Genomic DNA, 18,181 nt, shown 5'->3' with positions numbered 1-18,181 from the left:
TAGCGATTAAAAAAGATAAATTTAATCGTAATTGTAAGTCATTGACACAGGACATTTCTTATAACACCATTAGAGCAATAAATCACACTATTCAAATGCGATAAGAAACTGGAAATATCTATGCAGAACAATGCATTAGTACGTAAATCACTGGATATCGTGAGGCCTGTTGAGATTAGCAGGTTTGGCAGGATTGAACACTTTATGTTCATGCTGACCATTTTTTTATACCCAATTTCCCTTGTTAGTCATGTATTGTATCTTATCCCCTTGCTTTTTCTTCTTTTTCTGTCGATAACGAACCTTAGAAAAAGCATGAGCATTACTGATTTTGCCGCTATGACCTTTGGATTTGCTGCGGCAATCATACCATTTTTGGTTGAATTTTCTGCCGTTACCCCGAGCCATGAATTAACGTCAAAATTAATTGTTAATGTTATAGCTATATGCATCATGGCAGGAAATGAAAGGTTTGTTTTTACTCATAAAACCCTTAGGCATCTTTCATACATTTGCATCGCATGGATAGCCATTGTGATGCTAATTTACGTAAAAAGTGGTATCACCAGCGTCTCAGCTGTTTGGGCGCAGTTAAACCAAAATTCTGAAGTTAATAGTTCGAGCTTATATGGAATTGCTGAGCCACTTAGAGATGTGTTTTTAACAAAAAACATTTCAGCAATGTTTGTTGTTTCTGTTTTCTCCCTTTATCTATATGTAGCAAGAAATCTAGGTAAGAAGGTTTCGGTATTTGCTTTCATGATATTTTTCATCGCAGCCCTGGTTTTCCTGTCCAGGCAGGCAATATTGGGAATGATAGTTATTTATGGGTTTTATAGATTTATTATTGCCGGGCACCTTAACAAAATAGTTATAATTGCGATGCTAGGTATTGCGGCAACTGTATTTTTCACACACTTTTTTGACTTAAATAATAGCAATGATGGTGCTAGCCAGAGGCTTCTTTTGTGGAAGTACTTTTTTTCTCATTATCAAGATTTTTTTCTCTTAGGGAATGGTGTTGTTAAGCTAAATGGAATTCTTAACTCAACGTACGGGATAGATAATTTCCATATGTTTTTTATGAATCAAATAGGAGCATATGGTTTCATACATTTCATTCTTTTCTCTCTTTTTTTAATAATGATATACATAAGAAAAGGCCCACAAAAAGGACGAATCCTGCTCGTTGCCGGTTATTTGCTTAATGTTTGTTTTCAAACATATGGGTATGAGTACGGAAATCTATTCCTCTTCTTGGCGATTTTCGCACCAGTGTTAAACGCTGACATTTCAAAACCAAAAATACCAAAATTTAAATTTAGATGATGGGATAAGGCCGCCTGTGCGGCCTGACTCTATCACCGCAGTTGATATGAGTCGAGTGATTATTTGGCGATAGGCGCATCCCGCCGGCCGGTTTCAACTTGACGATTGACAGCCCATCTCTTATACCTTAGTGCCTTTTCAGCCACTTTAAAGATATCGTCGCCAGGGAGTCCAAGCTCTGAATCTTGAGCAGCAGGCGAGATGATTTCAACGGCAGCGATATACTTTCGAGACGCCAACCCAAGTTGATAGAGGCTGTCTATTTCCTCATGAGGCCGGATTCGGGCAGCTATGCTACTCGCGATAGAAGCCGCATGTGCGCCAGCTTTTAATCCCAGACTATCTTTTAACTCCGCGAAAATTATATCGCGTAACTCAAACTCTATACCATATAGTGACTGTTGATTAACCTGTTTCATGTATACCTCTCTTTATTAAATTTGATTTTCAGCTGCAACATCGGACTTATATTCGCTCTGTCCTTCACTGCTTTTCTCTTCTTCCTGCTGAATAATTTTATCCAGCTCAAATTGTGCGTTACTCAGCAACTGGTTGTTTGTTTCTCTATCCCGCATCATGATTTCATAATTCGCTCTCAGCAGCTGCTCGCGGGCGGAATACAGTTCAATTTCAAGCTCCAGTTCACGTTTGGTCTTCATGATGGGTTTCCTGAATAGATTTTGGTTAAATATTCCCTGGCTTCTGATTCCAGAGCAGCGGGGTCCGTGCAGTTGAAATTATCCGTCCTGCTGAATGAAATATCAGGGTCAGTGTCAATGGTCAGGCTGTAACTCACGAATGCGACACGACTCCCTTCGTCGAGGATCTTCACGCCATTCAGTTCAATGGTGATAACTGAATCAGCATTGAACGTGTAGGGAGAGCCGATATAAGGAGATTCATACCCGGCAGGAACAGCAACAGTAAACATTATTATCACCTTTAAAATATTACAGCATTGGATACCAGTAACTGCCATCACTCTGGAACAACATTCCCTTTCCTGCGGCCAGGGTGTAGGTCGTGACGGCAGTACCTTCAAATACCCCCGTCAGAATAACGGCGTAAGTTGTGCTCAGGTTTCTGACAAACAGCATCAGCGAATGCTCGGCGGATGGCATGGCCACAGTGTCAGTGTCAGATGAGCCGCCGGTAATCAGCGTTGACGTGGCGTAATAGGATATCGAGCCGCCACGGGCCGTACTGGTCAGAAAGCCTTTAAACCTCTGCCATTTGCCGTTCAGGTCCATCCCGGTAGTAAAGGTGCCGCTCCGCTGCACCTGCATGGCATAGGACGTTGCATCATTCACCACAATGCCATACAGGTTGTTGTGTACGGATAGTCCTCGGGTATCACCGTTCGAATAAAACCCGTGCGGGACAGAACCTGTACTGGCGAATGCGCGGGTAGCATCAGAACTTTTGGAGTTAAACCCGGTGTAGTACAGCCCGCGAGCCTGGAACCCGTTTTCGATGTTATAAGTGCCGCCACTGTACATGTCGTAGCCATCCCCTGCCCCAGCTTGATAACATCATCGACTAAGCCAGCAACGGGGCCGAGCATTGACGCGAGAGCGGTTCCACCATATTTGGTATGATCGGAAAAGAAGAAATCACCGTACAGACCAAGGCCGCCACCTTTTAAAAGTGCATTGACCCAGAATTTCCCCGCGTGCTCCCCGACAGGATCTTTTGGTTTTTTACCTGAAACCAGGTCATTCAATTGCATTGAAAGTGCGCCCAGTATGGTTGTGCTGGCCAGAAACGTGGCTATGTACGCGGCTCTACCACCGGCGGATGGCATACCTAACGCCCGTGACCAGTGACGCATAACCACAGCGATCGGGAACGATTTGAACAGAAAGAAGCTTCTGACCACCTCGCCCTTAACAGTCCCTCTCTGAATGCCGCCGCCAGTTGTTAAAAGCTGTTCGCGAGCTCCCGGGGTAATGACTGCCATATCAACTTCTTCCGACACTGCACCGAGCAGACGGCGCATAGCCTCAAATCTGACACGCTCAGGGGGGCCAATATGCTGTAATGCTGCATCAGGAATGCGCATGATACTTTCTGGCGTCAACATAGTCGTGTTACCGTTCCCCCAGTCTTCCTGATCGGCCAGTTTCCAGATAGCAAAGTCCTGTTCTGTAACGCCTTTGCTTTTCAGAATACGAAAATCATTATCATCGAGGCTGCGAAGATCTGGCGTTCGCCTTACGATGTCACCAAGGCTACCCATCATCGTGACGCCATAGGCGCGCTTGTGCGCATCTGTCCACGCAGTCAGGCCGCTGGCACGCATCACTGCTGTCGCCGCCCACCGGGACACAGACGGCCCCATATTATCCATCGCCCAGCGGTTGACACTGCCAAGCAGAGATTCCATTGCTAGGCCAGCGCGGCGGGCGCGGGCAAGCTCTGTGCGGTTAGTTGGATCCATCGCTTCCAGTTGGTTGCGGAATAGCTTGTTCATTGGAAGGTTCGTGACCTTTGCTGACAGGTACATAGTGCCGAGATCAGAGAACGATGCGAGCAGTGCAGAACCTAAGCGGCTGGCCACCAGCCAGTTACGGAGATTGTCAGAGAACCTGGCAATATGAGGATTCGCTATTGGTTGCGTCCTGCCGGAAATAAAATTGTAAAGATTTTCGGTGCTGTTAGCCAGTCGCTTAACCCGGCCGGCGCGTTGCGGGTTCGCGACTGCAGTTTCCGCCCTTACTTCGTCGAGAATAGAACGGAATACGTGATCCGGGTTCGGCCCGTAAGTTTCTACCAGCGCAATATCTTTGCTGATGCTTTCCAGATGATACACCATTATCTCCCACAACGAGCGATCGCCATACTGACGCTGGTATTCAAGGTACGCCTCACCATCTTTGAAATGGATCTGCCGGGAAGCATTTCCCCGGTTGGCTCTCGCCCCGGAAATACGCAAACCTGTATCGCTGAGTTTATTTAAACCACCGGTAGCGATGGTATCGTATGCCTCACCCAGAAACACCGTTAGTTCCGCATCGGACATTAGTTGCCCGTCGCTTTTGGTGTAATACTTTCGATCAAGTTTCCCAATGATGTCGCTGACCCACTTATCTTTAGAAACCTTGCCCACTTTTTCCATTGAATGATGCTGAGGCATACCCCAGTCATCCAGATGCCCGATGTCGCCCCCCGCATCGTTAAACCGACGACGAAGCAATTCAGTAACATCCTTCCAGGCCTTTGCTCCTGCCCTTGCTTTAGCATTCCCCGTATTTTTCCCCCGAATTTCATAAACCAGATCGCGAACGCCTTTTGCATCTTCGAGCATGCCAAAAAAGCGAGGGTCAACAGCTTCAAAAGCTTCCTGTAGTTGGCTTAGCGCATAATCTCGCGTTGCTTTCCCGCGCGATTCAACAGACAGAAAATTTGCTTTGCCGTCAGCATGAAAAGCTATCGTGCGATTCAGTGCCTCCAGCTTTCCGTCTTTCCCTTTGTAATTATTAATAAATGAATCAAGGCGCTGGCGGGCAGTGATAGTTAACGCAACACGACGTTTCTTTAACGCAGCCTCTTGCTTTAACTCATCGGCGGCAAGTTGCCCGGCCCGGCGCAGGCGTTCTGCCTCGGACAGCATCCGCCACGACGCAGGGTCGTTACGAGCGAGCGAACGCATGTTTCTGTAGATACGGTCTTCAATATTCTGAATTTCACGAGCACTCAAAGTGCGCTGCGCTGCCTGTTGTACTGCCTGAATGCATTCCTGACGCATAAATTATCCCCTTAAGAAACATGCGACTGCGACATCAAAAAGGCCGGAATCCTGAATAGCCTGTTCATTTTCACGATTCGCCTCATCAAGCAATTCACGAGCAGAGCGAGACTGAGGGTTACCTTCATCATCCAGCGTGGTGATCATCATGTCGGGGGCGGTGGTCAGCGATTCCTCAGCAGCTTTCACATCAATGTCGCCCGTTTCGCTTACGCTCTGTGTGCGCTGTTGGTCGCTATTACGGACATGAGTAGCGGTATCGGGAGACGCAGCTTCATCAGCGCTACGCACTTCGGCCGTTTTGTAATATGAGAGCGCCTGCGCATTCAGATCGCTTTCTGCCTGCCGTCTGCGGGAAAGTTCAGCGCGCGCCTCATAGAATTGTCCGCCGGGCTCATGGGGTGCCAGCGTATTACGCGAAAACTCAAGACGCCCCTGCGCCTCTGTAATTCGCTGGTCAAGGTCTCGCAGGCGGCCCTGCTTGTCGGCTCTCGCACGTGCCAGCGCTTTGCCGTTCCCCGCGGGTTCCTCGGAGAGGACCTGATTGCGCTGCTCAGTCAGGTTATCGATGAGTCGCTGGCTGTTAGCCACTTCAGACTGGTAAACCTGACGTTCGCCGCGAGGTAGCAACTGCGCGGCCAGCTCTTCAAGCCGGCGCGTATCTGCCGCACGGGCTGCGGTTCCTTCCTCCGCATTGAAAAGCACCTCATCCAGAGACTGCGCAATCAGGCTGCGGCGCCCGGGTATCTCGCTGAATGCTGCCGGGTCGACAATGCTGGCCACATCGACGGGATTACCTTCGCTGACATTGCGCATTGCCTGCTGTAACGCCTGGGCGTGTGCATCCCGTGACAGAACGTTGACCGGTACTCCGGGAGCAATATCGATTTCTGCATGGTGGGCTGCATTAGCCGCCAGCGCCGCATCGACATCGGACGGGACAAACACCGGCGCACGAACATTCTCGCCGCGGGAGTTAACAAAGCGGCCAAGACCGCCGAACGCAACGCCGAGCACTGCATCAATCGCCATCGCCTGGCGATCAAAAACATCGTACTGACCGGCCATATCATCGTAACCGGCGTTGCGCAGGGTTTCTGCCGTCATTCCGCGTAGCGCCATACCAAACGCAAGGTTAGAACCCGCAGCATATGCTACGTCAGGTGCAGCACGCGATACGGCAGCACCGGCATTGAGTAACGCATTCTCGCCCGTTCTGGATATCTGCGCGCCAACACCTTCCGCCAGCGCGCCACCAGCACGCAGACCGAGACTCATGGGGATCAGCGTACCGGCGCCGGTCGTTATACCGTGGATCAACGCGACATCCTGCGCCGTTGATAAATCCACGCCTTCCGACCTCAGACGCTCAAACTCAGAAAAGCCCTGAAGCGAGGTAACCGCCGCCGCACCGCCCAGCGGCCCCCCGATTGCGGTGCCGGCGACAGCCTGGCCCCCCATATCAAAAAGACCAAACAGAATCTGACCCGCGGTTCCGGTCGTACCGGAATCGGGAGTCAGACGCTTAACCTGCTGTGTTGCCAGCCTTCTCTGCTCAGCGATGTATTCTTCAGAAGAATCCCGTACGGGTGTATTTTCATTAATAAACCGGGACAGAGGGGAAACAACTTTATCCATCCCCGCCCAAAGCAGCTGATCCGGTTTAGCCACCAGACCGGAATACAAACCCGATACACCGGCACCCACAGCATTATCGAAAAAACCGACATCACTTTTTAAGCCAATGGGACTGGATGCCGCTGTTTCTGACAGTTGGTTTTGATTCGACTGATTTAATCCGAAATAACTCATTGCGGTATGCCCTCGATAAAGCGCTGACGCTGCTGAGTCAGATCCAGTATTACCGGAGAGCCATCAGATTTAAGCAGATACCCTGCACCGAGCTTAACCAGATACTGGCTGTCACCGTAACTTTGCAGGCCATACTGCCCCGGCGGTGCTTTGATTCCCGCACCAGTGACCTGTGTTTGCCACGCCTGATCGACTTGTTTATCAAACTGTTCTGCCGACATTCCCCATGGCAGCAGAACATACCCCATGCCGTTATAGTCATGAACACCGCCAGTTGACACATTAACGGCCTGCTTCCAGACATCATTATCCAGAACACCGGAGTAATCCCCCTTCTGGGCCATTATTCCCGCGTAGTAATCCTTTGCCACCTCATATGCCATTGCGGCTCCCTGAGCGTCACCGGCAAACGCATCCTGCACGGAGTTTGAGAACTCAAGCCGCATATCGTTTTCCTTGGGCATCGACATCCCTTTTGCGTCTTTAGTCCCTTTTCGTGCAGCAGAACCCGCGAGAATGGTTTTTGACGCTTGCGAAGGTGAAATCGTGATATCAGGATTGATCCAGTTCTCCTGAGCAATTAACGACGAAGGCTTATCCATCAGGACGCCGGCAACCGCCGCAGAGGGCGCATTTACCGCTATTTGTTTGAGTGTGGCCATGTAAGGTGCACCACCGCCAGTACCTTTATGAATGGCGTCCAACAGTTTTGATTGGTTATCTGGTGTTGACTGTAATAGAGCCTGAGATAAAGCATCGGCCTGAACTTTAGGTATCACAGCATCACTTTTAATTCCGAGCCGTTTCTTTTGGATAATGACATTTTTTACATAGTCGCCCATTAAATCAGGGTTATCGGTATAAGCCGCGAATGCTTTTTGGGTCGTCTCATCATTCTGAACCAGCCAACCACCTGGATCTGCTTCACGGGCATCCATGATGCGTTGATAGTTCTGTTGGGCCTGCGCATATTGCTGTTTTTTAAACTGAAAATCAGCTGCGTTATCGGCAGGCTTCAGTGTCTGAACTGCGGCAAGCCCATCGGAGGCAGAATTCTGCATCACAAAGTTATTTACCGGCTGAAGCGCCAGCGTATCTTTGTAACGGTTCCATTGCTGATAAAACTGTGCACGCTCTTATGGCTTTTGCCAAAGTAGTCAGCGGTTTTCTGGCTGGTAGTGAATCGTGGTTAGATGCGCATTGCGTTGCGCGGTGAAATGCGGATGTAAAAAAAACCAGCGGTTAAGCTGGCCCTGTTATTTCAGGCACTGTGTGCGGATGTAGTCCTGCAGATAGCCGACCTGCTTCGTCACTGTGTCAATTCGCTCTCTGAGGGTGAAATAATCCCGTTCAGCGGAGTCTGTAAGTCGGGGGCCGGAAGCATCGCCCATGCCGCCGGTGCCGGTCGCTCCGTTCGCGGGACATTTTGCGTTGATGCGCAACCCACACTTACCAGAGCTAACGCAACGCTGCAGATCATCAAGCTGAGATTTCGCATCGGCTAATTCCTTCGTGTACTTTTCATCCAGCGCAGCAACGTCACGCTGCCGGGTCTGCATGTCGGTGATGGTGGCGTTAGCCAGGCTGAGCTTTTCAGTGGCTTTATCGCGCTGCTCTTTGAACTCGGTAGCGTTGTCGTGGTAGTGATTAGCCAACCATCCAAGGCTTACTATCAGGCAGATAACCACTGCGCTGATAATGGCTGTTAAACGGCTCATTTCCGCCCCCACAGACAAACTTCGCGCTCAATCTCGCGGCGAGTCACCAGACCTTTCCACTGCTTACCCTTGGCGTAGGTCCAGCGGCGCAGTTGGTCGCACGCGCCTTTCTGGTCGCCCTGGTTGATTTTGCGCAACAGCGTAGAAGTCTGGAAGTTTCCGGCACCGACGTTATACGCGAACGAGTACAGCGCCCCACGCATCGTTTCGGGGATCGGTTGTTTGATGTAAGGGTTAATCTGGCGGGCGACGGTGTTCAGGTCTTTATTGAGAAGCGCTCGACACTCTGCCTCGGTGTAGGTTTTACCGAGCATGATATCGTTGCCCGTGTGTCCGTGGCATACCGTCACCACACCTACAACGTCTTTGTAGGGCTTATACCGTACACCTTCCAGACCATCGTTACCAGTCGGCCCTGTGATTAGCGCCGATGCAATGGCAATTGCCCCGCCACCAACGGCCGCGATAACGCTATTCCTCAGCTTTGTTGACATAGCCATTCAGCCGATCCTCCCGCTCTTTGCGCCGGTAATACCAGTTCACGCCGCAGGTAATAACAGTGCATGCGATACCGACAACGATCGCCCAGTCACTCAGGCTCATACCCGCCACTTTGTCGGCCAAAATCCATACCTCTGTTTTTGCCGCATCGGCGTAAGCCTTTGCTGAGACACCGCAGCCCGTCAGCGCGGTCCCTGTGCCGTATGAGAGTCTGCTGTAAATGGTGCTCATTCTGGTCATAGCCTCACCTCCGTGGTTACGGATGGCGCTGTGTTTGAAAGGGGTCAGACTTCACGGGCTGGATTTATCAACAAAGCACGTCGTAGATGATTCGTAAGCGCCCCGGCAACGACGTCTGTCGACGTACCTTTAATCCGGTGATGATAGAGTCCACTTAATTTTTAAATGGACTCTATCACAAATGACCCAACCGACAGTCCCACGCCAGCGGGCTACCTACTCCATGCCGTTCAAACTCGACCTGGTTCAGCGATCACTGCAACCCGGTGCCTGCGTGGCACGGCTTGCCCGCCAGAACGGGATTAATGACAACCTGCTGTTCACCTGGCGTCAGCGCTATCGTCATCTGGTTGATGAGCCATCTGATACACCCCCAGCACCGGCCATTATCAGTGACGATATCGTTCCTGTTGTGACCACCGAATACTCACGACCCGCGCTGCCCGACTCCCGGCAGCATCAGCGCAAAGCCTGCCACCGGATGCCGGGCAATGCTGTGAGGTCAGTATCGGCCGTGCACGCCTGAAGCTGTCCGGCAACCTCACCCCGGCCATGCTGTCGGCTCTGGTTCGCGAACTGAAGAGAGGTGGCTGATGATATCCCTTCCTGCGGGTTCCCGCATCTGGCTGGTGACGGGCGTTACCGACATGAGAAACGGCTTCAACGGCCTGGCCTCCCGCGTGCAGAATGTCCTCAACGAGGACCCATTCAGCGGCCACCTGTTCATCTTCCGGGGGCGCCGTGGTGATATGGTAAAGCTACTGTGGTCCGATGAGGATGGTCTGTGCCTGTTCATCAAACGTCTTGAGCGTGGACACTTCGTCTGGCCCGCTGTCAGCGACGGGAAGATCCATCTGACCCCGGCGCAACTGGCTATGCTGCTGGAAGGCCTCAACTGGAAACATCCACAGTCATCACAACGTCCTGGCCTGCGGGTGTAACCTGTTGTAATGTCGGGTGTATGAAAAATGAACTCCCTGACGATATCGACCAGTTAAAAGCCATGCTGCGTAAACAGCGGGCGATGCTGAACGACCAGCAGACCCGGTTGCGCCAGTATGCAGGCCAGGTGGCGGGTTATGAGCAGGAAATCAACCGCCTGAAAGCACAGCTGGATAAACTACGGCGAATGCTGTTCGGTCAGAGTTCGGAAAAGAGCCGTAATAAGCTGGAAAACAAAATCCGCCAGGCAGAGAAACGGTTGTCAGAGCTGGAAAGCCGACTGGAGGCGGCAAAAACCTGCCTGAATGGCAACGAGCCGGTACCGGATATACCAGCAGATAGTGTTGTCGTGTCGCAAACGACGCCAGAAAAACCCACCCGCCACACCGCCCGAAAACCGCTGCCAGCCGACCTGCCTCGGGAAACACAGACCTTACTGCCAGCGACCAGCGTCTGCCTGTCATGTGGTGGAGAGCTGAAGGTGATGGGAGAAACTCTCTCTGAGCAACTGGAGATCATCAAAACCGCCTTTAAAATCATCGAAACGGTCCGACCGAAGCTGGCGTGCAGCCGGTGCGACGTTATCGTGCAGGCCCCGCTCCCGGCAAAGCCGGTAGAAGGCAGTCGTGTGGGCAGCAGCCTGCTGGCCCGCATCCTGGTCGGAAAATATGTGGAGCATACGCCGCTGTACCGGCAGACAGAAATCTACGCCCGTCATGGACTGGCGCTGAGCCGTAACACGATGGTCCGCTGGGTCGCGATGATGGGCAACCGGCTTCGTCCGCTGCATGAGGCGCTCAACCAGTACGTTATGCAGGCTGGCAAGGTGCACACTGATGACACGCCGGTCAGGGTGCTGGAGCCCGGGAGTGGTAAAACGCGAACCGGTCGGCTGTGGGTCTACGTCCGGGATGACCGTAACGCCGGGGTGCCAGAACCGCCGGCAGTCTGGTTCTCGTACTCAGCGGACCGTAAGGGGGAACATCCTCAGCGACATCTCTCAGGGTACAGAGGCGTGCTTCAGGCAGATGCGTACGGTGCTTACGACACGCTGTATGAGTCCGGGCACATCAGAGAAGCAGCGTGCATGGCGCATGCCAGAAGGAAAATCCACGATGAGCATGTTCGACGCCCGACAGAAATGACGAATGAAGCGCTGAACCGTATAGGTGCGTTGTATGCCATCGAGGCGGAAATACGCGGCAGCCCGGCCGGGAAACGGCTGCAGATAAGAAAAGCACGGTCGGTTCCGCTGATGACATCGCTGCACGAGTGGATAGAGGCGCAAATGACGACGCTGTCGGTTCACGCGGAGACGGCGAAGGCGTTCGCGTACATACTGAAACAGTGGCACGCCCTGAATGAGTACTGCCGTAACGGTCAGGTGGAAATCGACAATAACATCGGAGAAAACGCGCTGCGCGCGGTGGCGGTTGGCAGAAAGAACTACCTGTTCTTCGGCTCTGACAACGGGGGTGAGGCAGCAGCCATCATCTACAGCCTGCTTGGCACCTGCAAACTGAACGGTGTGGAGCCGGAAGGTTGGTTGTGCGAGGTGATAAGCAAGATCAACGACTGGCCTTCAAACCGGGTACATGAGCTGCTGCCCTGGAACCTATCCTCCGTAAAATAATCCTTACGCCACGTTCATTATGGGGCGCTTACGATGATTCCCGTGAACCTGAAATAGAAAAGCCCACGCATATGCATGGGCTGGAATGTTTTAAGCAGAGATCAACCAGGCATTGCAGAAATGAATGTTCTTACGATGCTTTCTTTTATTGCGGCGACTGCCTGACTAAAGCAGCCTTCGGGCTCACCCCGGATAATGATTATGTCATTGCTGGCGTCTTCAACACACACATGCAGGTTATCCCTGATCTTCCACATTTTTACGTGAGTATCACACCAGTGTTTGTCGCCGGATGAATCAGAAAGGTCTGTTCTGATGATGAAGAATAATTCATGGTCATCACTGGTTGCCAGTTGCGGATACCGGCATGCTTCGAACTTTCCATCAGACCCAATGATGCCAGTCTGAACAACTTTTTCATCACCATCAGTCAGCGCCAGTGATTCTTTGTATTCGCCTGTAAGCTGATGCGCTTTTAATTGCAAAAACTCCTGACGCTTCCATGCCGCGTCTGTAACCATTTTCCTCTTTTCAACCAAATCGCGAAGGGTAAGATTCATTGCAGCCTCCATGTTTGAACGGTCACGGATCAGCATATGAGATACCTCGCATTGAAACCAGTTGAAATAGAAAAGGCCCGCGAATGCGAGCCCTAAAAGCAGAAAGCCCCGGCGTTTGCCGAGGCTCTTAAATTTTTTCTTCAACGTTGAACATACAATGCCCATTTTTAGAACAAATTAACACGAATTCGGGAAAAGTAAATATCTCAGCGCGTTATTTGTTTGAGTTGTGCCTCTGCCCAGGCCTCCTCTATATCGAATTTAGTGATCAGCACGTCGAAGAACGGCTTAACCGACTTCTTCCAGGTGTCTATGGTAATGGCATCCGTAATCTGGCAAATGGCACTGTGCACAGCAGTGGAGAGGATTCGCTCATACCCGCGACCGCCGCAGCGTTTGCAGTTACCCATAACAGGTACGCCCTGCTTCTCCGTCTCGTCCTGGTTCACTACCCGGCCCCGGCCGTGGCAGTCGTTACAGGCGGCACTGACGGTCCCTTTTCCATGGCACTTTTGGCAGAGTACCCGAACCTGCTCACGGACCGACTTCACCTCCTCCCAGTATGATGGATAGATCCCCTTCGTAACTTTAACCCACTTCGGCGGTTTACCGTCCGGATACGTTACTTTGTTGGTGAACACCTCTGCATCGATGAATCCAGACCCGTAGCAGCCGTCACATGTTTTTTTACTGGAAGCGCTACGGGAATAATCCTCAAAAGCGAACGCTGCGAGGATCTGAATAACCTGGGGTTTTACGTTCGGCGCGAGTTTGCGTAGCGCAGCTACTTTATCGCACCGGGTTAGTGCGTATTCAGCCAGCAACTTGATCGCCTTTTCCCGATCATTGTTACTGATGCCCATCTTTCCGAGGAAAGCGCTATACCCCATCGCTGCACGTTCCTGCGTCATACCCATTGCCGCCATGATGTCGGTACCGGTCAATGAATCTGAGCCGGTAGCACGCGGAGAATCGCTAATCAGCGTGGATTTTGCGAAGTGGTATTTCACTGAGTTTTCAAGATTCACGCTGCGGCCCTCTTTGGCTGTTTGGTTTTGGTCTGGTTCTGGTTGTGCTTTGCTACTGGGGGCATGTAGGCGCGCTTAACGCTTTCTTCCTGGTACTGGTACGGTGGTCTCAAACAGCCGCCTCCAGGCCAGATAATTCGGCAGATATGCAGTCCCTACACCATGAAATCGCTTCATCCAGCCTTTTAAACGACTGATATAGCCATTCACATGCTGTATATGGAATACACTGTCGATAACACGCTGATTATCCAGTGCTATAAGACGGTAGTGGTTCATCCCGTGTTCACTGGCAAACGTCCTGTACCAGCTGGCACCGTCCGTACACAGAATTGAATCCTTGTCTGCTATCGGCTCAAGGAATCGATGAATATTTTCAGTATCAAATTCCGGGGGGATGCAGTCACTCACACGCCCCTGCCGGTCACAGGCTATGACGACTGGCACCTGTTCCTGTTTTTTTCGCTTATCCACCTCCCCGCCGCGTTTTCTGGCTTTTCGGTGAATGATGTTGCGTTTGCCTTTGCTGGATTCAGGGAAAAAAGTCTCATCGGCCTCAATGATCCCGGACAGGGGATTTATATTATTTGCTGCGGCTGAAGCCAGAAAGCGATGACGCCATCTGAATGCTGTTGTCAGATCAATCCCTGTACGCCTTGCGGACTCACGTAATGTCAGCCCCTCCTGCATACAGCGCAGATAATCGAACCATTTTTGATGGTAATGGAGCCGGGCCAGCGGGCTTCCGGTCAGGCTGTTAAAGGTTTTTCCGCAATCCTTGCAACGATATCGTTGTATGTCTGAATCGCGTCCCCAGCGGATTGCTTTTTCACTGTGGCAGTGAGGGCAACATAACTCAGGCGGGCTGGTGTCAATAACGGAAGCGGTATCCGTCTGAAGGTTGTCATTCAGCCAGGTAATGAGATGAAGTCGGGTATTAGCAGGCAGGGATGAAAGAAGACTTTTGATCTGTATAACGTCTTGCTTTTTCATGGGAACCTCCGAGAGGGGACGTCTTTATACAGTATTATGTACAGTATAGTGAAGTTTTCCAACGGAGACTGCAAACATAGCCTATTATGAACAGGTAGCCTTTAAAAATCAAAACGCGCATAGGCTATTTTTTGGTATTTTGTTCTGCCATTTCGATGTAGCGAGGATCGGAGGCTTTTGGAAGTTCAATGCTTTGCTCCCGGTAAAATCGCACTCTTTCCATGAAATACTCACGCAGATGCGCAGGCTGCTCTCTCGCCACTATTTCAGCAACAACAGGGATATTGAGACGCTCTTTGTACGCTACGGCCGAAGCAGCAAGATCAACGTTGGTTTTTTCCTGTTCTTCCGGGCTTTGGGCTGCAATGTTGTATTTCGACATATGAAAATCCCCTCTGATGTAGAGGGGATTATATATCACTATCGGGACAACTGCCCGAAAGGAACGTCAGTTACGGTTAACCAGCGCACTGAGATCCCTCTTCGTTGAGGATTAAATCCCGGATGATGGCTTGAACATCCATGCTGGATCTGATGTGGAACCCACTATGCAGATGGTGGTCACTAAAGTTTCTTGTGCAGGGCTGGACGCTCAGTATTTGCCCACCTGAGTTCCTTCTCGGAATGCGTGGAAAAAGTTCCGTCATCCCACCTGACGCATGCGCGTGCATGATCGGTATCTGGTTCGAGAATATTTTCCACAACACCCTTCAGGTTACCGGATGAGTGAACAACGATAGCATTTACGAAAAATCTTGCCATAACACCCCCTTAAATTTAACAATGCACTATCATCAGCGCTACATGCTCACAAGTTGAGCAATACAGCATATTCCTATTCTGGCACTCTGTGACAGTTCACTGATATTAATCACTCTGCATTCTGTCCGTTTGTAAGCTGTCGTTATAGGAAAATTTTTGATCTGCCCATGAGTTCTTACCTTCACCTCGTTCTATTCTTACCAATCCACTCCTACACATAAGGTCCGAAGGAGGTTCAACATGTCTGTTGCATATTCCGAACTCTGGAATCTCATCCAAAATCACGTCAGTAAAGTTCACGGAGTTCAATATACTTCCTTAGTCAGGAACAATGCCGATATGATGATCATCCACAGGACTGCGCAACTTTTCATCCTTGAGGTTTTTCTGCATCAACACAGAGAGCAATACGGCGCAAGTGTGTTCCCTCTGAAAGGTAGAAGCGCTCTTCATCATGTAATACTTCTCAAATACAAATGGCCTTTGCCAACTATAAGAAACTTGTCGCTAAGTGATTCTCTGTTTGTCATTCAGGATGAACTAACCCTTGATAACCTCCCTGAGTCCGCTCAGAAGTTTCTTTCAAATCAAATTTTACTGGTGACACAGATTGAATTTGAACATCTACATGACGATGAATGGGATCCGGCACTGGGCGAAATATTCCTTCGTACGCATAAGCCGTAAATTTGGGAATTATTGCTCTCAGCCACATGTTGTTGTTTTTTAGCCGGGTTAGAACTCTTGCTCATTCTAAGTAAGGATGGCAGCGCACGGATGCGTACCAGAGCCTTCTCCTACGCGTTAGCCTCATCATCTTTCAGCACTATCGTTTCAAAGTTTGTGAGCTGATTTTTGATTTTGGCAATCAGCGCCAGTTCGGTGATATCAGTCATGCGGCACGCTCCTCAACGCGCTTAGTGGCAATTACCGCAGGTATTGCCTGCCGGGAGCTTCATCTTGTCCGGGTCTGCTGGGTCGTAGTTCAGCGCTTTTGTGTTGTCGCTCATTTGGCTGCACCTTTACGAAGCTGTGCGGCGAATTTAAGCGCCTCTTCGGTGGTGCCATTCCAACGGACGCCTCTGCTGGAAACCCACTCTTCCACCCCATCAGCCTTAATCCCGGCCAGATATGCGTCGGTGGCTGGCTGGTTGCCAAGATCGTTGTATGCTTCGACAATTTCAGCTACACGGTCATGACCAAGCTCATCACAGATGATTTCGGTGATATCGTGTGTGACGTTTGAGAAAACCGTTACCGCATCTACGGACCTTTTGTTTTCTGCTGCCAGCCCCACACTCTCCGCAGCCAGTCTGCACATACGCCCTCGCCAGCTCCAGATACTTTTGCTCTTTGATTGACAGCTCGCCCGCCGACTCCAGCGACTGAATGAGCTCGTTTACTGCCTGTAGTGTGATAATCATTTGGCGGCTCCTGCGGCTATCATGGCGGTGATTTCTTCCGGGGTTTCTTTCACGTCAATGTGCTCTCCGGAGGTCATTTTCAGGATTGTCAGCCCAACGAAATACATGCTGACGATGTGCTCCGTGGCAACAAATACTGGCTCGTAGACTGTTTCTGGTTCCCAGCCATATTCCCTCTGGCGCTCTATCGTTGCCTTTTGGCTTAATTTGAGAAAAATCATTTCCTTACCCCCGCCAGGCACTGGTTAAACAGGTTGGTCAGCTTGTTTGCGCCGCAATGGCGATTGCTAAACTGAAGGTCTGATGTATCGGTTGCGGTTGCCTGTTCCGTCAGGGTGTAGCGGTAGCTTTTGCGCTCCCCTTCACGCTTAACCCGGCCATCGTTGCGTATAGCCCAAATGGCTGAGTTAACGACAGAAGGGTCCAGGCCAGTTCCGGTGCGTATCTCTGAAAAGGTGCAGCCGGGATGACTACCGATAAAATTGATAACGATTTGAGTTCCGGATATACGTTTCATCACTGCCACCTGTGCTCAATGAGCGCCTGCCCGTTGCGAATGAGTTTGGCTTTATCCTTCTCGCCAATCAGGAAAGGCATTGGTTCGCGCTGGAAGCCAGCCCGCATGTTCTGCGCATCATCCATGCCAATCATCACCGTTTCGCATTTGCTGACGCCCGTAATCAGGTATCTGAATTGCTTTTCCCAGATGTTCAAGTTTGCTGAGATGAACGGATACATCGATAAGTCGCCATTCGCAGGAATAACGCCGCTCAGGAAAAGTAAATCCGACCCAGACCCGCTAACAAAATCCGAATATCGGAGAATGCTGGATGGTTGTCCGTCTGAGCAGATCCGCAATTTGTGGGTGCTGGCAATTAATACCGGTATGCGGCATGGCGAAATATCCGCCCTTGCGTGGGAAGATATCGATCTGAAAGAAGGCACAATCACCATCAGCCGGAATATCGCCATAAAAGGACACTTCACCCCACCTAAAACTGAAAGCGGGAACCGGGTTATTAATCTGACAGAGCCTGCCATTCAGGCGCTGAAAAACCAGCTTGCGTACACTCGCATGGGTAAGCAGCACCAGATTGAGGTTCATTTGCGCGAGTTTGGCCGGTTACGGACAGACGCATGCACATTTGTTTTTGTGCCGCGTCTTACCGCACGTAACGGTATGGGCGGAGAATGGTATGCGCCCGGGTCATTTGGTGCGACATGGAATGACATTCTTAAGCGCTCGGGGATCCGGCACCGCCGCGCCTATGAGTCACGACACACCTACGCTTGCTGGGCGTTAAGTGCCGGGGCAAACCCAAACTTTATTGCCTCCCAAATGGGGCATACATCAGCCCAGATGGTTTACAACGTTTACGGCAAATGGATGAGCGATAACAACGTCGATCAACTGAGTATTCTTAATGCTAATTTCAATAGCGATGCCCCACAGATGCCCCAGGAGATTTCCCTGTAATGGAAAACTCCTTA

At 50.7% G+C, this 18,181-nt stretch carries 23 protein-coding genes and 3 pseudogenes; 6 read left to right on the top strand and 20 right to left on the bottom strand.

The features are described 5' to 3' along the window. Positions 1–120: 120 nt before the first annotated feature. Positions 121–1,329, top strand: a complete 1,209-nt coding sequence (locus ABOC21_RS09650; protein ID WP_426814388.1) for a hypothetical protein — start codon at positions 121–123, stop codon at positions 1,327–1,329. Between the two features lie 59 nt (positions 1,330–1,388). Here the strand turns inward: ABOC21_RS09650 and ABOC21_RS09645 are convergent, their stop codons facing one another. The 10 genes and pseudogenes from ABOC21_RS09645 to ABOC21_RS09600 form a co-directional block, all read right to left on the bottom strand. After that, entirely contained in the window at positions 1,389–1,748 is a 360-nt protein-coding gene (locus tag ABOC21_RS09645; protein ID WP_426814387.1) for a hypothetical protein, read from the bottom strand. Between the two features lie 15 nt (positions 1,749–1,763). Further along, the gene (locus ABOC21_RS09640; RefSeq protein WP_426814386.1) at positions 1,764–1,988 is read right to left on the bottom strand and encodes a hypothetical protein; all 225 of its coding nucleotides are present in this window, start codon (positions 1,986–1,988) and stop codon (positions 1,764–1,766) included. After that, positions 1,985–2,260, bottom strand: coding sequence for a hypothetical protein (locus ABOC21_RS09635; protein WP_426814385.1), 276 nt, complete (start codon positions 2,258–2,260; stop codon positions 1,985–1,987). Before ABOC21_RS09635 ends, ABOC21_RS09640 begins: the two co-directional genes overlap by 4 nt. A gap of 19 nt (positions 2,261–2,279) precedes the next feature. Further along, a complete protein-coding gene (locus tag ABOC21_RS09630) occupies positions 2,280–2,639 on the bottom strand; it encodes a hypothetical protein (RefSeq protein ID WP_426814384.1) in 360 nt (119 codons plus the stop codon). Further along, positions 2,636–5,077: a hypothetical protein gene (locus ABOC21_RS09625; protein ID WP_426814383.1), complete on the bottom strand. Its 2,442-nt coding sequence runs from the start codon at positions 5,075–5,077 to the stop codon at positions 2,636–2,638. Before ABOC21_RS09625 ends, ABOC21_RS09630 begins: the two co-directional genes overlap by 4 nt. Positions 5,078–5,080: 3 nt before the next feature. Then, positions 5,081–6,889 carry a hypothetical protein gene (locus ABOC21_RS09620; protein ID WP_426814382.1) on the bottom strand — a complete coding sequence of 603 codons (1,809 nt, stop codon included), beginning with the start codon at positions 6,887–6,889 and terminating at the stop codon, positions 5,081–5,083. Next, positions 6,886–7,599, bottom strand: a pseudogene (locus tag ABOC21_RS09615) (transglycosylase SLT domain-containing protein); the annotation flags it as partial. The pseudogene ABOC21_RS09615 and the gene ABOC21_RS09620, both read right to left, overlap by 4 nt. Before the next feature lie 546 nt (positions 7,600–8,145). Next, a complete protein-coding gene (locus ABOC21_RS09610; RefSeq protein ID WP_426814381.1) occupies positions 8,146–8,607 on the bottom strand; it encodes a lysis protein in 462 nt (153 codons plus the stop codon). Next, positions 8,604–9,107, bottom strand: coding sequence for a lysozyme (locus ABOC21_RS09605; RefSeq protein WP_426814380.1), 504 nt, complete (start codon positions 9,105–9,107; stop codon positions 8,604–8,606). Before ABOC21_RS09605 ends, ABOC21_RS09610 begins: the two co-directional genes overlap by 4 nt. Next, a complete protein-coding gene (locus ABOC21_RS09600; RefSeq protein WP_426814379.1) occupies positions 9,079–9,348 on the bottom strand; it encodes a phage holin in 270 nt (89 codons plus the stop codon). Before ABOC21_RS09600 ends, ABOC21_RS09605 begins: the two co-directional genes overlap by 29 nt. A 181-nt stretch (positions 9,349–9,529) precedes the next feature. Between ABOC21_RS09600 and ABOC21_RS09595 the strand changes: the two genes are divergently transcribed. The 3 genes from ABOC21_RS09595 to tnpC all read left to right on the top strand — a co-directional run bounded on the left by ABOC21_RS09595 (position 9,530) and on the right by tnpC (position 11,923). Next, complete coding sequence (locus ABOC21_RS09595) at positions 9,530–9,874, top strand: transposase (RefSeq protein WP_426814378.1); 345 nt, start codon at positions 9,530–9,532, stop codon at positions 9,872–9,874. A 67-nt stretch (positions 9,875–9,941) separates the two neighbouring features. Beyond that, complete coding sequence (gene tnpB / locus ABOC21_RS09590) at positions 9,942–10,289, top strand: IS66 family insertion sequence element accessory protein TnpB (protein ID WP_426811792.1); 348 nt, start codon at positions 9,942–9,944, stop codon at positions 10,287–10,289. Between the two features lie 20 nt (positions 10,290–10,309). Next, positions 10,310–11,923 (top strand): IS66 family transposase, encoded by a 1,614-nt coding sequence (gene tnpC, locus ABOC21_RS09585; protein ID WP_426811793.1) that lies wholly within the window; start codon positions 10,310–10,312, stop codon positions 11,921–11,923. 101 nt (positions 11,924–12,024) lie between these two features. Here the strand turns inward: tnpC and ABOC21_RS09580 are convergent, their stop codons facing one another. The 5 genes from ABOC21_RS09580 to ABOC21_RS09560 form a co-directional block, all read right to left on the bottom strand. Further along, positions 12,025–12,519: a hypothetical protein gene (locus ABOC21_RS09580; RefSeq protein ID WP_426814377.1), complete on the bottom strand. Its 495-nt coding sequence runs from the start codon at positions 12,517–12,519 to the stop codon at positions 12,025–12,027. Between the two features lie 170 nt (positions 12,520–12,689). Further along, on the bottom strand, positions 12,690–13,511 hold the full coding sequence (locus ABOC21_RS09575) for an antitermination protein Q (protein ID WP_426814376.1): 822 nt from the start codon (positions 13,509–13,511) through the stop codon (positions 12,690–12,692). Next, complete coding sequence (locus ABOC21_RS09570) at positions 13,508–13,624, bottom strand: hypothetical protein (protein ID WP_426814375.1); 117 nt, start codon at positions 13,622–13,624, stop codon at positions 13,508–13,510. The genes ABOC21_RS09575 and ABOC21_RS09570 overlap by 4 nt, the downstream gene beginning before the upstream one ends. After that, positions 13,587–14,504: an IS1595 family transposase gene (locus tag ABOC21_RS09565; RefSeq protein ID WP_426814374.1), complete on the bottom strand. Its 918-nt coding sequence runs from the start codon at positions 14,502–14,504 to the stop codon at positions 13,587–13,589. The genes ABOC21_RS09570 and ABOC21_RS09565 overlap by 38 nt, the downstream gene beginning before the upstream one ends. 124 nt (positions 14,505–14,628) lie before the next feature. Next, positions 14,629–14,886: a DNA polymerase III subunit theta gene (locus ABOC21_RS09560; RefSeq protein ID WP_426814373.1), complete on the bottom strand. Its 258-nt coding sequence runs from the start codon at positions 14,884–14,886 to the stop codon at positions 14,629–14,631. Between the two features lie 620 nt (positions 14,887–15,506). On the opposite strand from ABOC21_RS09560, the gene ABOC21_RS09555 reads away from it, so the two are divergent. Further along, positions 15,507–15,953, top strand: coding sequence for an ECs1072 family phage-associated protein (locus tag ABOC21_RS09555; RefSeq protein WP_426814372.1), 447 nt, complete (start codon positions 15,507–15,509; stop codon positions 15,951–15,953). A gap of 319 nt (positions 15,954–16,272) precedes the next feature. On the opposite strand, the gene ABOC21_RS09550 is transcribed toward ABOC21_RS09555, so the two are convergent. The 5 genes and pseudogenes from ABOC21_RS09550 to ABOC21_RS09530 all read right to left on the bottom strand — a co-directional run bounded on the left by ABOC21_RS09550 (position 16,273) and on the right by ABOC21_RS09530 (position 17,428). Beyond that, a complete protein-coding gene (locus ABOC21_RS09550; RefSeq protein WP_426815604.1) occupies positions 16,273–16,587 on the bottom strand; it encodes a hypothetical protein in 315 nt (104 codons plus the stop codon). Positions 16,588–16,593: 6 nt separating this feature from the next. Further along, positions 16,594–16,690 (bottom strand): annotated as a pseudogene (locus ABOC21_RS09545) (hypothetical protein); the annotation flags it as partial. Next, the gene (locus ABOC21_RS09540) at positions 16,687–16,911 is read right to left on the bottom strand and encodes a hypothetical protein (protein WP_426814371.1); all 225 of its coding nucleotides are present in this window, start codon (positions 16,909–16,911) and stop codon (positions 16,687–16,689) included. The gene ABOC21_RS09540 and the pseudogene ABOC21_RS09545, both read right to left, overlap by 4 nt. Further along, complete coding sequence (locus tag ABOC21_RS09535; protein ID WP_426814370.1) at positions 16,908–17,207, bottom strand: MarR family transcriptional regulator; 300 nt, start codon at positions 17,205–17,207, stop codon at positions 16,908–16,910. The genes ABOC21_RS09540 and ABOC21_RS09535 overlap by 4 nt, the downstream gene beginning before the upstream one ends. Next, entirely contained in the window at positions 17,207–17,428 is a 222-nt protein-coding gene (locus ABOC21_RS09530) for a hypothetical protein (protein ID WP_426815603.1), read from the bottom strand. Before ABOC21_RS09530 ends, ABOC21_RS09535 begins: the two co-directional genes overlap by 1 nt. Between ABOC21_RS09530 and ABOC21_RS09525 the strand changes: the two are divergent. Then, positions 17,376–18,167 (top strand): annotated as a pseudogene (locus tag ABOC21_RS09525) (tyrosine-type recombinase/integrase); the annotation flags it as partial. The gene ABOC21_RS09530 and the pseudogene ABOC21_RS09525 overlap by 53 nt on opposite strands. Positions 18,168–18,181 lie beyond the last annotated feature (14 nt).

Origin of the sequence: Klebsiella sp. WOUb02 (genome assembly GCF_050058015.1) — a bacterium.
In the GTDB taxonomy this organism is placed as follows: domain Bacteria; phylum Pseudomonadota; class Gammaproteobacteria; order Enterobacterales; family Enterobacteriaceae; genus Klebsiella.
The sequence above is the reverse complement of the archived record's forward strand: the minus strand, read 5'-3'. Positions and strand labels throughout refer to the sequence as shown.

What these genes read in the sequence shown, in the direction of transcription:
- ABOC21_RS09600 (WP_426814379.1), bottom strand. Translation starts at nt 9,348, where the DNA reads ATGACCAGAATGAGCACCATTTACAGCAGACTCTCATACGGCACAGGG.
- ABOC21_RS09535 (WP_426814370.1), bottom strand. Translation starts at nt 17,207, where the DNA reads ATGAAACGTATATCCGGAACTCAAATCGTTATCAATTTTATCGGTAGT.
- tnpC (WP_426811793.1), top strand. Translation starts at nt 10,310, where the DNA reads ATGAAAAATGAACTCCCTGACGATATCGACCAGTTAAAAGCCATGCTG.
- ABOC21_RS09620 (WP_426814382.1), bottom strand. Translation starts at nt 6,889, where the DNA reads ATGAGTTATTTCGGATTAAATCAGTCGAATCAAAACCAACTGTCAGAA.
- ABOC21_RS09640 (WP_426814386.1), bottom strand. Translation starts at nt 1,988, where the DNA reads ATGAAGACCAAACGTGAACTGGAGCTTGAAATTGAACTGTATTCCGCC.
- ABOC21_RS09540 (WP_426814371.1), bottom strand. Translation starts at nt 16,911, where the DNA reads ATGATTTTTCTCAAATTAAGCCAAAAGGCAACGATAGAGCGCCAGAGG.
- ABOC21_RS09605 (WP_426814380.1), bottom strand. Translation starts at nt 9,107, where the DNA reads ATGGCTATGTCAACAAAGCTGAGGAATAGCGTTATCGCGGCCGTTGGT.
- ABOC21_RS09645 (WP_426814387.1), bottom strand. Translation starts at nt 1,748, where the DNA reads ATGAAACAGGTTAATCAACAGTCACTATATGGTATAGAGTTTGAGTTA.
- tnpB (WP_426811792.1), top strand. Translation starts at nt 9,942, where the DNA reads ATGATATCCCTTCCTGCGGGTTCCCGCATCTGGCTGGTGACGGGCGTT.
- ABOC21_RS09610 (WP_426814381.1), bottom strand. Translation starts at nt 8,607, where the DNA reads ATGAGCCGTTTAACAGCCATTATCAGCGCAGTGGTTATCTGCCTGATA.
- ABOC21_RS09635 (WP_426814385.1), bottom strand. Translation starts at nt 2,260, where the DNA reads ATGTTTACTGTTGCTGTTCCTGCCGGGTATGAATCTCCTTATATCGGC.
- ABOC21_RS09560 (WP_426814373.1), bottom strand. Translation starts at nt 14,886, where the DNA reads ATGTCGAAATACAACATTGCAGCCCAAAGCCCGGAAGAACAGGAAAAA.
- ABOC21_RS09565 (WP_426814374.1), bottom strand. Translation starts at nt 14,504, where the DNA reads ATGAAAAAGCAAGACGTTATACAGATCAAAAGTCTTCTTTCATCCCTG.
- ABOC21_RS09550 (WP_426815604.1), bottom strand. Translation starts at nt 16,587, where the DNA reads ATGTGCAGACTGGCTGCGGAGAGTGTGGGGCTGGCAGCAGAAAACAAA.
- ABOC21_RS09650 (WP_426814388.1), top strand. Translation starts at nt 121, where the DNA reads ATGCAGAACAATGCATTAGTACGTAAATCACTGGATATCGTGAGGCCT.
- ABOC21_RS09580 (WP_426814377.1), bottom strand. Translation starts at nt 12,519, where the DNA reads ATGCTGATCCGTGACCGTTCAAACATGGAGGCTGCAATGAATCTTACC.
- ABOC21_RS09595 (WP_426814378.1), top strand. Translation starts at nt 9,530, where the DNA reads ATGACCCAACCGACAGTCCCACGCCAGCGGGCTACCTACTCCATGCCG.
- ABOC21_RS09625 (WP_426814383.1), bottom strand. Translation starts at nt 5,077, where the DNA reads ATGCGTCAGGAATGCATTCAGGCAGTACAACAGGCAGCGCAGCGCACT.
- ABOC21_RS09555 (WP_426814372.1), top strand. Translation starts at nt 15,507, where the DNA reads ATGTCTGTTGCATATTCCGAACTCTGGAATCTCATCCAAAATCACGTC.
- ABOC21_RS09530 (WP_426815603.1), bottom strand. Translation starts at nt 17,428, where the DNA reads ATGTATCCGTTCATCTCAGCAAACTTGAACATCTGGGAAAAGCAATTC.